At 64.6% G+C, this 13,743-nt stretch carries 7 protein-coding genes; 2 read left to right on the forward strand and 5 right to left on the reverse strand.

Annotated elements, in window-relative coordinates; translation table 11 throughout:
• Window positions 1-79 precede the first annotated feature (79 nt).
• Window positions 80-1,408 carry a cell envelope integrity protein CreD gene (gene creD / locus DM373_RS03755; protein ID WP_110992288.1) on the forward strand — a complete coding sequence of 443 codons (1,329 nt, stop codon included), beginning with the start codon at window positions 80-82 and terminating at the stop codon, window positions 1,406-1,408.
• 159 nt (window positions 1,409-1,567) lie between these two features.
• Here the strand turns inward: creD and DM373_RS03760 are convergent, their stop codons facing one another.
• From DM373_RS03760 to aceE, 5 genes are all read right to left on the reverse strand, one after another.
• Window positions 1,568-2,182, reverse strand: a complete 615-nt coding sequence (locus tag DM373_RS03760; RefSeq protein ID WP_110992289.1) for a glutathione S-transferase — start codon at window positions 2,180-2,182, stop codon at window positions 1,568-1,570.
• A 3-nt stretch (window positions 2,183-2,185) separates the two neighbouring features.
• Window positions 2,186-2,854, reverse strand: coding sequence for a peptide-methionine (S)-S-oxide reductase MsrA (msrA, locus tag DM373_RS03765; RefSeq protein WP_110992290.1), 669 nt, complete (start codon window positions 2,852-2,854; stop codon window positions 2,186-2,188).
• Window positions 2,855-3,005: 151 nt separating this feature from the next.
• A complete protein-coding gene (locus DM373_RS03770) occupies window positions 3,006-5,699 on the reverse strand; it encodes a putative bifunctional diguanylate cyclase/phosphodiesterase (RefSeq protein WP_110992291.1) in 2,694 nt (897 codons plus the stop codon).
• Between the two features lie 359 nt (window positions 5,700-6,058).
• Window positions 6,059-7,696, reverse strand: a complete 1,638-nt coding sequence (gene aceF, locus DM373_RS03775) for a dihydrolipoyllysine-residue acetyltransferase (protein WP_110992292.1) — start codon at window positions 7,694-7,696, stop codon at window positions 6,059-6,061.
• A 13-nt stretch (window positions 7,697-7,709) separates the two neighbouring features.
• Complete coding sequence (gene aceE / locus DM373_RS03780; protein WP_110992293.1) at window positions 7,710-10,355, reverse strand: pyruvate dehydrogenase (acetyl-transferring), homodimeric type; 2,646 nt, start codon at window positions 10,353-10,355, stop codon at window positions 7,710-7,712.
• Window positions 10,356-10,738: 383 nt separating this feature from the next.
• Between aceE and glnE the strand changes: the two genes are divergently transcribed.
• Window positions 10,739-13,672: a bifunctional [glutamate--ammonia ligase]-adenylyl-L-tyrosine phosphorylase/[glutamate--ammonia-ligase] adenylyltransferase gene (gene glnE, locus DM373_RS03785; RefSeq protein ID WP_110992294.1), complete on the forward strand. Its 2,934-nt coding sequence runs from the start codon at window positions 10,739-10,741 to the stop codon at window positions 13,670-13,672.
• The last annotated feature ends 71 nt before the right edge of the window (window positions 13,673-13,743 follow it).

Here is a 13,743-nt window from a genome sequence, read left to right on the forward strand (position 1 = left end):
CACACAATCTCCACATTCCCTCCCTGAGGGCTCCACGCAGCGGGCAGACACTGGCCCCATCGCACACGGAGCCTCACCCATGAACAAGACCCTCGGATTCAAGCTCGGCACCATCGCCGTGCTGATCCTGCTGTTGCTCATCCCGCTATTCATGATTGGCGGCCTCATCGACGAACGGCAGAGCCTGCGTGACGATGTGTTGCGCGATATCGCACGCAGTTCCAGCTTCGAGCAGCAGATCAGCGGCCCGATGGTGGTGGTGCCCTACCGTAAGTACGAACGCCGCTGGATCGAAAAGGACGGCCAGAGCGTTCAGGAAACCTACACCCTCAATGGCAACCTGTACTTCCTGCCGGAAACCATGGATGCCGACATCGGCGTGGAGACCGAGCTGCGCGCCCGTGGCATCTACCAGGCCCGGCTGTTCCACGCCAAGGGCAGCATCAAGGGCCGTTTCAAGCTGCCCGAGCGCTGGGGCATCGACAAGGACTACGATGACTACCGCTTCGACAAGCCGTACCTGGTGGTGGGCATCAGCGATATCCGCGGCATCGAGAGCGGCCTGGAGCTGAAGTTCGACGAGCAGCAACTGGCCTTCGAGGCCGGCACCGGGTTGGACTGGATGCGCGCCGGGGTGCATGTGCCGCTGCCGCAGCTCGATGGCCAGCAGGCACGGGCCTTCGACTACGGCTTTGACATCGCCCTGCAGGGCACCGGCCAGCTGCATGTGCTGCCGGTGGGCCGCAGCAGCAGCGTGGCCATGCGCGCCAACTGGCCGCACCCCAGCTTCATCGGCAGCTACCTGCCGACTCGTCGCGACATCGACGACACCGGCTTCACCGCCCACTGGCAGACCTCGTTCTTTGCCACCAACCTGGAAGACGCTCTCGACCAGTGCGTCAGCCCGCAGACATGCAACGTGTTCCTGGGCACCACCTTTGGTGTGAGCTTCGTCGACCCGGTGGACCAGTACCTCAAGAGCGAGCGGGCGATCAAATATGCGCTGCTGTTCATTGCCCTGACCTTCGCCGGCTTCTTCCTGTTCGAGGTGCTCAAGGGCCTGAGCGTGCACCCGGTGCAGTACATCCTGGTAGGCGTGGCGCTGGCATTCTTCTACCTGCTGTTGCTGTCGCTGTCGGAGCACCTGGGGTTTGGCCTGGCCTATGGGCTGTCGGCGTCGGGGTGTGTGCTGCTGATCGGTTTCTACCTGGCGCACGTGCTGCGCAGCCTGGGGCGCGGGGTGGGCTTTGCGGCGGGCTTGGCGGCGCTGTACGCGATGCTTTATGGGCTGCTCAGTGCCGAGGACTATGCGCTGCTGATGGGCTCGTTGTTGTGCTTCGGGTTGCTGGGGGTGTTCATGGTGCTGACCCGTCGGTTGGACTGGTCGCGGGTGGGGAGGTTGGGATGAGGGAGGATAGAGAGGTTGGGCGGTGGTTGGCCCTTAAAATTGGAATGTTGTTTCCTGTAACACCGAGGTGAATCCATCGCGGGGCAAGCCCGCTCCCACGCCCAATCCCGATACTGAGGTAATGGCGTGGGAGCGGGCTTGCCCCGCGATAGGGCCCGATCAGGCTACCGGCGTTGTAGCAACCATCGAAGGCCGCTTCGACACCTCGGCATACCACGCCGCCAACCCAGGCTGCTGCTCACGCCATCCGAAATCAGGCTGGCGCAGGTCCAGATAACCCAAGGCACAAGCCACACCAATCGCCGCCAGGTCGAACCCCGAGGCCAGCTCCGCCAGGTGCTCTTGTTCCAGGTTGGCCAGGCTGCGACGGATCTTCTCGCCCTGTGCCTGGACCCAGCCGTCCCACTGCTTTTCGGCCGGGCGCAGGAAGGTTTCGTAGCGAGTACCCACCGCGGCATCCATGATCGCGTCGGCCTGGGAGACCAGGGTCAGCCGGCGCCAGCGCGCCGAGCCTTCGCGGGGCAGCAGCGGGTTGCCGACGTGGCGGCTGTCGAGGTACTCGCAGATCACCCGGCTGTCATGCAGCACACTGCCGTCGTCCAGGCGCAGGGCCGGGATCTTGCCGATCGGGTTGCCCTGGTTGAGCTGCTCGTCACCGCTCACCGGGCTGATGTTCACGCCTTGCAGGGTGACGTCGCCCAATTGCCCGGTCTCGTGCAGCACCACCATGACCTTGCGCACGAACGGCGACAACGGCGAATGGAACAGGATCATGGCTCAATTACCCTGCAGGCTGGGTGGCAGGCACACGCCCAGGCCGCCGATACCGCAATAGCCGTCGGGGTTCTTGGCCAGGTACTGCTGGTGGTAGGCCTCGGCGAAGTACACGGTCGGTGCTTGGTCGATCTCGGTGGTGATCTCGCCGAAGCCGGCCTTGCTCAGTTCGGCCTGGAAGGCATCGCGGCTGGCCTTGGCCTCGATCAGTTGCTGCGGCGAGGTGCAGTAGATGGCCGAGCGGTACTGGGTGCCGATGTCGTTGCCCTGGCGCATGCCTTGGGTCGGATTGTGCAGCTCCCAGAACATCGCCAGCAGTTCGCGGTAGCTGACCCGGTCCTTGTCGAACACCACCAGCACCACTTCGGTGTGGCCGGTCAGGCCCGAGCAGACTTCTTCGTAGGTGGGGTTGGGGGTGAAGCCGCCGGCATAGCCGACCACGGTGCTGACCACGCCTTCGCGCTGCCAGAAGCGGCGCTCGGCACCCCAGAAGCAGCCCAGGCCGAAGATGGCGAAGTCGATGCTGCCTTCGAAGAACGGGCCGAGCAGCGGGGTGCCTTCGAACACGTAGTGGAACTCGGGCAGGGTCATCGGGGTTTCGCGGCCAGGCAGGGCCTGTTCCGCGGTGGGCAGGACGTTCTTGTTCACCAGGATTTCCGAACGCAGGGTCATGGCCGTTCCTCTGTGTTTTTCAGTGGGATAGGTGTTGACCTCATCGCGGGGCAAGCCCGCTCCCACGCCAGAATCTCAATCGGCGTGGGAGCGGGCTTGCCCCGCGATAGGGCCCGAATGGTTTCTATAGTGCCCGAGGTTTGGGCCGCTGTCAGGCCAGCGGGCCACGCGGATAGCGCTTGAGCTTTTCGGTCAGCTCGCGCCCGGGGATCGGCCGGTCGAACAGGTAGCCCTGGCCGACGTCGCAGCGGTGCCGGCGCAGGAATGCCAGCTGTTCCGGCGTCTCGATGCCCTCGGCGACCACCTTGAGCTTGAGGTTGTGGGCCATGGCCACCACCGCCGAGGTGATCTCCATGTCGTCCTGGTTGTCGGGGATTTCGTTGATGAAGCTGCGGTCGATCTTGATGATGTCGATCGGGAACTTCTTCAGGTAGCTCAGCGACGAGTAGCCGGTACCGAAGTCGTCCATGGCCAGCGTCAGGCCCAGGGCCTTGAGCTCGTCGAGCTGGCGGTGGGTATCTTCGCTGGCTTCGAGCAGCAGGCCTTCGGTCAGTTCCAGCTCCAGCAGGTGCGGCGGCAGCGCCTCTTCCTTGATGATGCTGCCGATCGAGCTCACCAGTTCCGGGTCGGAGAACTGCTTGGGCGACAGGTTGATGGCCACGTGCAGGTTGCCCATGCCGGCCTCGCGCAGCTCCAGGCTCATGCGGCAGGCCTGGCGCACCACCCACTTGCCGATGGGGATGATCAGGCCGGTTTCTTCGGCCACGCTGATGAACTGGTCGGGGCGGATCATGCCGCGCTCCGGGTGGTTCCAGCGCAGAAGCGCCTCGAGCCCGAGCAGGCGACCGCTGCGCAGGCACAGCTTGGGCTGGTAGAACACTTCCAGCTCGTTCTGGGTCAGTGCCCGGCGCAGGTTGTTCTCGACGAACAGCTTGTAGCTGGCCTCGGCGTTGAGCACTTCGGTGAACACTTGCACCTGGTGCTTGCCGTTGGCCTTGGCCTTGTGCAAAGCCAGGCCGGCGTTCTTCATCAGGGTGGCCGGGTCGCTGCCGTGCAGGGGTGCACAGGCCAGGCCCACGGAGGCGGTGACGTTGATCAACTGGTTGTCGACGAACATCGGTTTGTCGAGGGTGCGCAGCAACTGGTGGGCCACGCCCTGGCCGTCCTCGAGGGAGGTATCGTCGAGCAGCACGGCGAATTCGTTGCTGGCGAAGCGCGCCAGGCTGCCGCCGCTGCTCAGGCTGTTGCGCAGGCGCCGGGCCAGGCTGATCAGCAGCTTGTCGCCGGTCTGGTGGCCGAGGCTGTCGTTGATCCGCTTGAAGTTGTCGATGTCCACCAGCAGCAGGCAGATCGGGCTGCTGCTGTCGCGGGCGAAGCGCTCGTCGAGGTTGCGGATAAACGCCGGGCGGTTGCCCAGGTTGGTCAGGTTGTCGGTGTAGGCCAGGCGCTCGATGCGCTGTTGCGCCAGCTTGGTCTGGGTGACGTCTTCGTAGATGCCGATGTAGTGCGTCAGCTCGCGGTTGTCGCCGTACACCTTGGAGATCGACAGCTGGCCCCAGTAAGGCTCGAGGTTCTTGCGCCGGCTCTTGAACTCGCCCTGCCAGCTGTTGCCCATGGCCAGGCTGGAGGGGGAGTCGAACAGCAGCTCGCTCAGGTTTTCCAGGGCCGGCAGCTCGGCCAGGTGATGGCCCTGGACTTCCTCGGTGCTGTATTGGGTGATGGCGGTGAAGCTGGGGTTGACGTACTCCACCACGCCATCGCGGTTGACCAGTAGGAAGGCGCTGGCGCTCTGTTCCACGGCGCGCTGGAACAGGTGCAGCGCGTTGGCGGCGGTGCGCCGGTTGTGGTTGTTGATCACTTGCGCGAACTGGTCGGCCAGCTCGCCGGCGAAGGCGATCTCGTCCGACTGCCAGGCCCTTGGCCGGCCGGTCTGCTCCAGGCACAGCACCCCCACCACCTGGCCGTCGATGCGGATGCTGGCATCGAGCATGGCGTTGTCGTCGGTGGGGTAGAGCAGCTCGGCCATTTCGCGGGTGCGCGGGTCGTGGCTGGCATTGTGGGCATCGATGGCGCGGCTGGCGTGCAGGGCTTCGAGGTAGTCGGGGAAGCGGCTGGCGTCGATCGGCTCGGGCAGGCGGTGCAGCCGCTCGTGGTGGTACCAGGCGCTGATCGGCTCCAGGCGTTGATCGTGCAGGTACCAGATGCTGGCGCAGTCGACCTTGTAGATCTCGCAGGCGCTCTGAGTGATCAGTTCGGCGGCTTCGAGCAGCGAGTTGCCGATGCTGTAGCGCTGGCGGGCCAGGCGCAGGATCAGGTCCTGCTGGGCACGCACCCGCTCCAGGTGTTCGAGCTGCTCCTGCTGGGCGCGCTGGTTGAGCTGCAGGGCCAGTTGCAGGCGGTTGTTGCGGGACTCGAGATCGTTTGCGTCGAGGTCTGCGGTGTCGTCCTGCTGGTCGTCCATCACCGTCAGGTAGCCACGCAGCAGCTGGCGGTTGTGCTGCTTGTAGCTTTCGCCCGCTTCCAGCAGGCGTAACGGCGTCGGGCCTGCGTGCAGGGTGTAGCGCACGCGGTAGTGGCCGCGCCGGGCCAGTTGCAGCTGGATTTCATCGTGCAGTTTGTAGCGCGCCTCAGGTTCCATGAGGCTGGCGTAGGGCGAGCCGATCAAGGCGCACAGCTCGGCGGCGGCCAGGCCGAATTGCCGCTCGCAGGCGGGGTCGACGTAGAGCATGGCCCAGCTGGCTTCGTTCAGCCGTTCGAAACGCAGCATGCCGAGCCGCGAGGGCACGGGGAGCTGCGTGACGACCTCGGCCGCCACTCGGCTGGCGGCATCGGGTTGGCTTTTCATCGAAGACTCGCTTGAACAGGGAGCGCCGCCTGGAAAGCGGCGCATCGGGCAAGGTTGCATCATGTCCCGTGGGCTGGCAAGCGGCCATGCGGGATGCTGTGTGCAGGTTGTCGGCAAACAAGATGAAATCTGAAGCGCTGTGGGGCGTGGGAGCGGGCTTGCCCCGCGATTACCTGCCTGCGGGCGCTGCGATTGACGGCTTGAATCGCAATCGCGGGGCAAGCCCGCTCCCACGTCTCAAGTCGCTGAAATATTTCGAACAGGCAAAAAAAGCCCCGCCAATTGGCGGGGTTGAGGTACGAGCGTGGCAGCTCGAAAGGGGTGCCTGCCTTCCCGGGGGAAGGCAGGCAAACAGCGGGTTACAGCAGCATGGTGCGGATGTCGCCCAGCACGTCGCCCAGACGCTTGGTGAAGCGCGCGGCGGCGGCGCCGTTGATCACACGGTGATCGTAGGACAGCGACAGCGGCAGCATCAGCTTGGGCTGGAAGGCCTTGCCATCCCAGACCGGCTGCATGGTCGCCTTGGAGACGCCCAGGATAGCCACCTCAGGCGCGTTGACGATCGGCGTGAAGCCGGTGCCGCCAATGTGGCCGAGGCTGGAGATGGTGAAGCAAGCGCCTTGCATGTCGTCGGCCGAGAGCTTCTTGGTGCGGGCTTTCTCGGCCAGCGCGGCGGCTTCGGCAGCCAGTTGCAGCAGGCTCTTCTGGTCGACGTTCTTGATCACAGGGACCAGCAGGCCATCCGGGGTGTCCACGGCGAAGCCGATGTGCACGTACTTCTTGCGGATGATCGCCTTGCCGCTTGGCGCCAGCGAGCTGTTGAAGTCCGGCAGTTCCTTGAGCAGGAAGGCGCAGGCCTTGAGCAGCAGGGGCAGCACGGTCAGCTTGACGCCGGCTTTCTCGGCGACGGCTTTCTGCGCGACGCGGAAGGCTTCCAGCTCGGTGATGTCGGCCGAGTCGAACTGGGTCACGTGCGGCACGTTCAGCCAGCTGCGGTGCAGGTTGGCGGCGCCGACCTGCATCAGGCGGGTCAGGGCCACTTCTTCGACTTCACCGAACTTGCTGAAGTCCACGGCCGGGATCGGCGGGATGCCTGCGCCACCGGTAGCACCGGCGGCTGGGGCGCCCGATGCCTTCTGCATCATGGCCTTGACGTAAACCTGAACGTCTTCTTTCAGGATACGGCCGTGCGGACCAGTGGCCGCGACAGCACCCAGGTCGACGCCGAATTCACGGGCCAACTGACGAACAGCCGGGCCTGCGTGAACCTTGGCGTTGCTGCCGGCTGCCGGCGCGGTAGCGACCGGAGCAGGGGCAGCAGCAGGGGCCGCAGCGGCGGCGGCTGGTGCCGCAGCTGGGGCAGGAGCGGCAGCCGGAGCAGCCGCGGCCGGAGCCGGTGCGGCAGCAGGGGCGGCGCCTGCGGCCTTGATCTTGAAGATCAGGTCGCCGGTGCCCACTTCGTCTTCCAGCTTGCACAGCACGGCTTCGATCACGCCGGCGCTAGGCGACGGGATTTCCATGGAGGCCTTGTCGGACTCCAGGGTGATCAGCGACTGGTCGGCTTCGACGGTGTCGCCGACCTTGACCAGCACTTCGATGATCTTGGCCTTGCCCGACGAACCGATGTCCGGCACGTGGATGTCCTGCACGCTGGCAGCAACCGGGGCTGCTGCGGCTGGCGCGGCAGCTGGGGCGGCTTCGGCAGCCGGCGCCGGTGCGGCTGCCGGGGCAGCAGCGGCCGGAGCCTCGGGCGCGGAAGCCGCGCCCTCGACTTCCAGCACCAGCAGCTCGTCGCCTTCTTTCAGGCGGTCGCCCAGCTTGACCTTCAGTTCCTTGACGATGCCGGCCTTGGGGGCCGGGATCTCCATGGAGGCCTTGTCGGACTCCAGGGTCAGCAGGCTCTGGTCGGCCTCGATACGGTCACCGACCTTGACGAACAGCTCGATGATTTCACCTTCACCGCTGCCGATGTCAGGTACGCGAATGAGTTCGCTCACTTAAAAATACTCCTCAGCAGTCCAGTGGGTTGCGCTTGTCCGGGTCGATGCCGAACTTGACGATGGCGTCAGCCACAACCTTGGGTTCGATCTCGCCACGGTCAGCCAGGGCTTCCAGGGCAGCCAGCACCACGAAGTGGCGGTCGACTTCGAAGAAGTGACGCAGCTTCTTGCGGCTGTCGCTGCGACCGTAACCGTCGGTACCCAGGACTTTGAATTCTTTGCTCGGTACCCACTGGCGAATCTGCTCGGCGAACAGCTTCATGTAGTCGGTGGAGGCGATGACCGGGCCTTTGCGGCCGGCCAGGCACTCTTCCACGTAGGTGGTCTGAGGCTTCTGGCCAGGCTTGAGGCGGTTGGCGCGTTCCACGGCCAGGCCGTCGCGACGCAGTTCGTTGAAGCTGGTGACGCTCCACACGTCGGCACCGACGTTGAACTCTTCACGCAGGATCTTCGCCGCTTCGCGGACTTCGCGCAGGATGGTGCCGGAGCCCATCAGCTGTACGTGGTGCGCGGCTTCGCGGGTGTCTTCCTCGAGCAGGTACATGCCCTTGATGATGCCTTCCTCGACACCGGCCGGCATGGCTGGCTGCTGGTAGGATTCGTTCATCACGGTGATGTAGTAGAAGATGTCCTGTTGCTCTTCGGTCATCTTCTTCATGCCGTCCTGGATGATCACCGCCAGCTCGTAGCCGTAGGTCGGATCGTAGGTGCGGCAGTTCGGGATGGTGCCCGCCATCATGTGGCTGTGACCGTCTTCGTGCTGCAGGCCTTCACCGTTGAGGGTGGTACGGCCGGCGGTACCGCCGATCAGGAAGCCACGGGTGCGGCTGTCGCCAGCGGCCCAGGCCAGGTCGCCGATACGCTGGAAGCCGAACATCGAGTAGAAGATGTAGAACGGCAGCATCGGCTGGTTGTGGCAGCTGTACGAAGTACCGGCAGCGATGAACGACGACATGGCGCCGGCTTCGTTGATGCCTTCTTCGAGGATCTGGCCCTTCTTGTCCTCGCGGTAGAACATCACCTGGTCTTTATCGACTGGCTCGTAGAGCTGGCCGACCGACGAGTAGATGCCCAGCTGGCGGAACATGCCTTCCATACCGAAGGTACGGGCTTCGTCCGGGATGATCGGCACGATGCGCTGGCCGATTTCCTTGTCCTTGACCAGCTGCGCGAGGATACGCACGAAGGCCATGGTGGTGGAGATTTCGCGGTCGCCCGAGCCGTCCAGGATCGCTTTCAGCGTTTCCAGGGATGGGGTCGGTACGCTGAAGCTCTTGGCGCGGCGCTGCGGCACGAAGCCACCCAGGGCGGCGCGGCGCTCGGCCAGGTACTTGGCTTCGGCGGAACCTTCTTCCGGCTTGAAGAACGGCAGATTCTCAAGGTCGGCATCCTTGACCGGGATGTCGAAGCGGTCACGGAAGTGACGCAGGCTGTCGACGTCGACCTTCTTGGTGTTGTGCGCGGTGTTCTTGGCTTCGCCGGCACCGGTGCCATAACCCTTGATGGTCTTGGCCAGGATGACGGTCGGCTGCTCTTTGTGGTTCACAGCCTGGTGGTAGGCCGCGTAGACCTTGTACGGGTCGTGGCCGCCACGGTTGAGCTTCCAGATCTCCTCGTCGGACAGGTCTTCGACCATGGCCTTGAGCTCTGGGGTGTTGAAGAAGTTCTCACGAACGTACGCGCCGTCTTTGGCTTTGTAGTTCTGGTACTCGCCGTCGATGACTTCGTCCATGCGGCGCTGCAGGGCACCGTTGGTGTCCTTGGCCAGCAGTGGGTCCCAGAAACGGCCCCAGACCACTTTGTTGACGTTCCAGCCACCGCCGCGGAACACGCCTTCGAGTTCCTGGATGATCTTGCCGTTGCCGCGAACCGGGCCGTCGAGGCGCTGCAGGTTGCAGTTGATGACGAAGATCAGGTTGTCCAGCTTCTCGCGGCCGGCCAGGGCGATCGCGCCCAGGGATTCCGGCTCGTCGCACTCGCCGTCGCCCATGAAGCACCAGACCTTCTGCTTGCCGGCCGGGATGAAGCCACGGGCTTCCAGGTACTTCATGAAGCGTGCCTGGTAGATCGCCTGGATCGGGCCCAGGCCCATCGAAACGGTCGGGAACTGCCAGAAGTCAGGCATCAGCCAAGGGTGCGGGTACGAAGACAGGCCGTTGCCGTCCACTTCCTGACGGAAGTTGTTCATCTGGTCTTCGTTGATGCGGCCTTCCATGAAGGCGCGGGCGTAGACGCCTGGCGAAGCGTGGCCCTGGAAGAAGATCAGGTCGCCGCCGTGTTCTTCGGTCGGGGCCTGGAAGAAGTAGTTGAAGCCGATGTCGTACAGCGTGGCGCTGGAGGCGAAGCTCGAGATGTGGCCACCCAGGTCCGAGTCTTTCAGGTTGGTGCGCATGACCATGGCCAGGGCGTTCCAACGCACCATCGAGCGAATGCGGCGTTCCATGAACAGGTCGCCAGGCATGCGTGCTTCGTGGGTGACAGGGATGGTGTTGCGGTACGGCGTGGTGATGGCATACGGCAGCTGCGAGCCACTGCGGGTGGCCAGCTCGCCCATACGGGTCATCAGGTAATGAGCGCGGTCTTCGCCTTCTTTGTCGAGGACCGACTCCAGGGCATCCAGCCATTCCTGGGTTTCGATTGGATCGAGGTCTTGCATGGCTTGCTCCAGGGCGGAAAGGCCACCAGAATCGGGGGCCTGAGTTTGCGACTGGCCTTATGGGCAGACGTCGTGAATTCTTGGATTACCGGACAGTCATCCGGCGCGGTGTAGTTTTACTACAAATGCTTTCGGATTTCATGCTTTTGCACGGCATGGGTAGTAGTAAAACTACACAAATGCGACGGTTTGTCGCATCCCGGGTTGTGGGGAAAAACGTTCCCGTCGGTTGAATCTGTGTTCGAGTTAGGTGTTTGTTGATGTTTCTTACTAGAAAATCAAGATTTTCAGCTATTTCTAACTTTTGTATGACAGTCCAACCGTGGTCCGGCCCCCGTTCGACCGCTCCAACCCCTCTCTTTCACGCCGATCAAGGATAGACCATGCGCCTGCCTTTGCCGCTCGATCTGCCTGCCGCCCTGCAACCGCTGGTTGCCCGCAATCAACAGTTCCTGCGCGATGCGCTGGCCGGGCACCCCGAGCTGAACCCGGACAGCTGGAGCGTTGAGCAGCGACGGCAGTTCGACCAGGTGTGCGCTGCTAGCGACTTCGTGCTGGCCCAGGCGCAGCGCGACCCGACCATGCTGTTCGGCCTGCTGCAAGGTGGCGAGCTCGATCGGCCCTATGCCCCGGGCGAACTGCGCGGGCAGATCAACGCCGTGGCCCAGGCCGCCCAGAGCGAGGACGAACTGGCGCGCAACCTGCGCCGCGAGCGTAACCGCCAGCAGTTGCGCATCATCTGGCGCGACATCACCCGCAGTGCGGCCCTGGGCGAAACCTGCCGCGACCTGTCCGACCTTGCCGATGCCTGTATAGATGAAGCCTATGCCTGGCTTTACCCGCGCCACTGCCAGCAGTTCGGCACGCCCATCGGCAACCGCAGCGGGGAAGTGCAGCACATGGTGGTGCTGGGCATGGGCAAGCTGGGCGCGGTGGAGCTCAACCTGTCTTCCGACATCGACCTGATCTTCGCTTTCCCCGAAGGCGGCGAAACCACCGGGGTCAAGCGCTCGCTGGACAACCAGGAGTTCTTCACCCGGCTGGGCCAGCGCCTGATCAAGGCGCTCGACCCGGTCACCGTCGATGGTTTCGTGTTCCGCGTCGACATGCGCCTGCGCCCTTATGGCTCGGCCGGTTCGCTGGTGCTGAGCTTCAATGCGCTGGAGCAGTACTACCAGGACCAGGGCCGCGACTGGGAGCGCTACGCGATGATCAAAGCGCGGGTGGTGGCCGGCGACCAGGCGGCCGGCGCGCAGTTGCAGGAAATGCTGCGCCCGTTCGTGTACCGCCGTTACCTGGATTTCTCCGCCATCGAAGCGCTGCGCACCATGAAGCAGCTGATCCAGCAGGAAGTGCGGCGCAAAGGCATGGCCGACAACATCAAGCTCGGCGCCGGTGGCATCCGCGAGGTGGAGTTCATCGCCCAGGCCTTCCAGCTGATCCACGGCGGGCGCGACCTGAGCTTGCAGCAACGGCCCTTGCTGAAAGTGCTGGCGACCCTGGAGGGGCAGGGTTACCTGCCGCCAGCGGTGGTCGCCGAGCTGCGCGAGGGGTATGAGTTCCTGCGCTACACCGAACATGCGATCCAGGCCATCGCCGACCGCCAGACCCAGATGCTGCCGGATGACGACACCGACCGTGAGCGCATTGCCTACATGCTCGGCTTTGCCGACTGGGCCAGCTTCCACGCGCAGCTGATGGAGTGGCGCGGGCGCATCGACTGGCACTTCCGCCAGGTGATCGCCGACCCCGATGAAGACGAGGCCGAAGGCGAGTTGGTGGTGGGCGGCGAATGGTCACCGCTGTGGGAGCAGGCCCAGGATGAAGAGGCGGCCTGTCGCCAGCTCGAGGAAGCTGGCTTCAAACAGCCCGCTGATGCCTTGCGCCGCCTGACCGCCCTGCGCGTCAGCCCGTCGCTGCGCTCGATGCAGCGTATCGGCCGCGAACGCCTGGATGCCTTCATTCCGCGCCTGCTGGCCCAGGCCGTGGAGCATGCCAACCCAGACCTGGTGCTGGAACGGGTGCTGCCGCTGGTCGAGGCCGTGGCCCGTCGTTCGGCCTACCTGGTGCTGCTCACCGAAAACCCCGGCGCCCTGCGCCGCCTGCTGACCCTGTGCGCGGCCAGCCCGTGGATCGCCGAGCAGATCGCCCGGTATCCGTTGCTTCTCGACGAACTGCTCAACGAAGGCCGCCTGTTCAGCCCGCCCCTGGCGCCGGAACTGGCCGCCGAGCTGCGCGAGCGCCTGACCCGCATCCCCGAAGATGACCTCGAACAGCAGATGGAAGCGCTGCGCCACTTCAAGCTGGCCCACAGCCTGCGCGTGGCGGCGTCCGAGATCACCGGCAACCTGCCGTTGATGAAGGTCAGCGACTACCTGACCTGGCTGGCTGAAGCCATCCTCGACCAGGTGCTGGCCCTGGCCTGGCGCCAGACCGTCAGCCGCCATGGCCAGCCCAAGCGCAGTGATGGCAGCCTGTGTGATCCGGGCTTCATCATTGTCGGCTACGGCAAGGTTGGTGGCATCGAGCTGGGCCATGGTTCGGACCTGGACCTGGTGTTCATCCACGATGGCGACCCGCAGGCCGAGACCGATGGCGCCAAGCCCATCGACAGCGCGCAGTTCTTCACCCGGTTGGGCCAGCGCATCATCCACCTGCTGACCACCCAGACCAACTCCGGGCAGCTTTACGACGTGGATATGCGCCTGCGCCCGTCCGGCGCTTCGGGCCTCTTGGTCAGCTCGCTTGGCGCCTTCGAGCGTTACCAGCAGAACGAAGCCTGGACCTGGGAACACCAGGCGCTGGTACGCGCCCGCGTGCTGGTGGGTTGCAAGCAGGTGGCGGCGGCGTTCGAGACGGTGCGCGCGGGGGTGCTGGGCAAGGCCCGTGACCTGGACAAACTGCGCGCCGAAGTAAGCGAGATGCGCGCCAAGATGCGCGACAACCTCGGCACCAAAGGCACCGCTGCAGGTACCGCGGGCAACGCCTTCGATGCCGGGCAACCCTTCGATATCAAGCAGGATGCCGGCGGTATCGTCGATATCGAATTTATGGTGCAATACGCCGCTTTGGCCTGGTCCCACGACCACGCGGCCATACTGCGCTGGACCGACAATATCCGCATCCTCGAAGAGCTGGAGCAGGCCGGGCTGATGCCCGCCGCCGACGCCGTGCTGCTGCGCGAGGTGTACAAGGCGTTCCGCGCGGCCTCGCACCGCCAGGCCTTGCAGAAGCAGGCCGGGGTGATCGATGCGGCGCAGTTCGTCGATGAGCGCCGCGAGGTGCGGCGGATCTGGGAGCAACTGGGGTTGAGTTGAAGCATCGCGGGGCAAGTCGCTTCGGCGCACCGCCGCTCCCACGCACCGTGGGAGCGGGCTTGCCCCGCGAT

The organism is Pseudomonas sichuanensis (assembly GCF_003231305.1).
In the GTDB taxonomy this organism is placed as follows: domain Bacteria; phylum Pseudomonadota; class Gammaproteobacteria; order Pseudomonadales; family Pseudomonadaceae; genus Aquipseudomonas; species Aquipseudomonas sichuanensis.

Excerpts from the sequence above, each read along its gene's own strand:
- DM373_RS03760 (WP_110992289.1), bottom strand. The coding sequence starts at position 2,182 with ATGATCCTGTTCCATTCGCCGTTGTCGCCGTTCGTGCGCAAGGTCATG.
- DM373_RS03770 (WP_110992291.1), bottom strand. The coding sequence starts at position 5,699 with ATGAAAAGCCAACCCGATGCCGCCAGCCGAGTGGCGGCCGAGGTCGTC.
- msrA (WP_110992290.1), bottom strand. The coding sequence starts at position 2,854 with ATGACCCTGCGTTCGGAAATCCTGGTGAACAAGAACGTCCTGCCCACC.
- aceE (WP_110992293.1), bottom strand. The coding sequence starts at position 10,355 with ATGCAAGACCTCGATCCAATCGAAACCCAGGAATGGCTGGATGCCCTG.
- creD (WP_110992288.1), top strand. The coding sequence starts at position 80 with ATGAACAAGACCCTCGGATTCAAGCTCGGCACCATCGCCGTGCTGATC.
- glnE (WP_110992294.1), top strand. The coding sequence starts at position 10,739 with ATGCGCCTGCCTTTGCCGCTCGATCTGCCTGCCGCCCTGCAACCGCTG.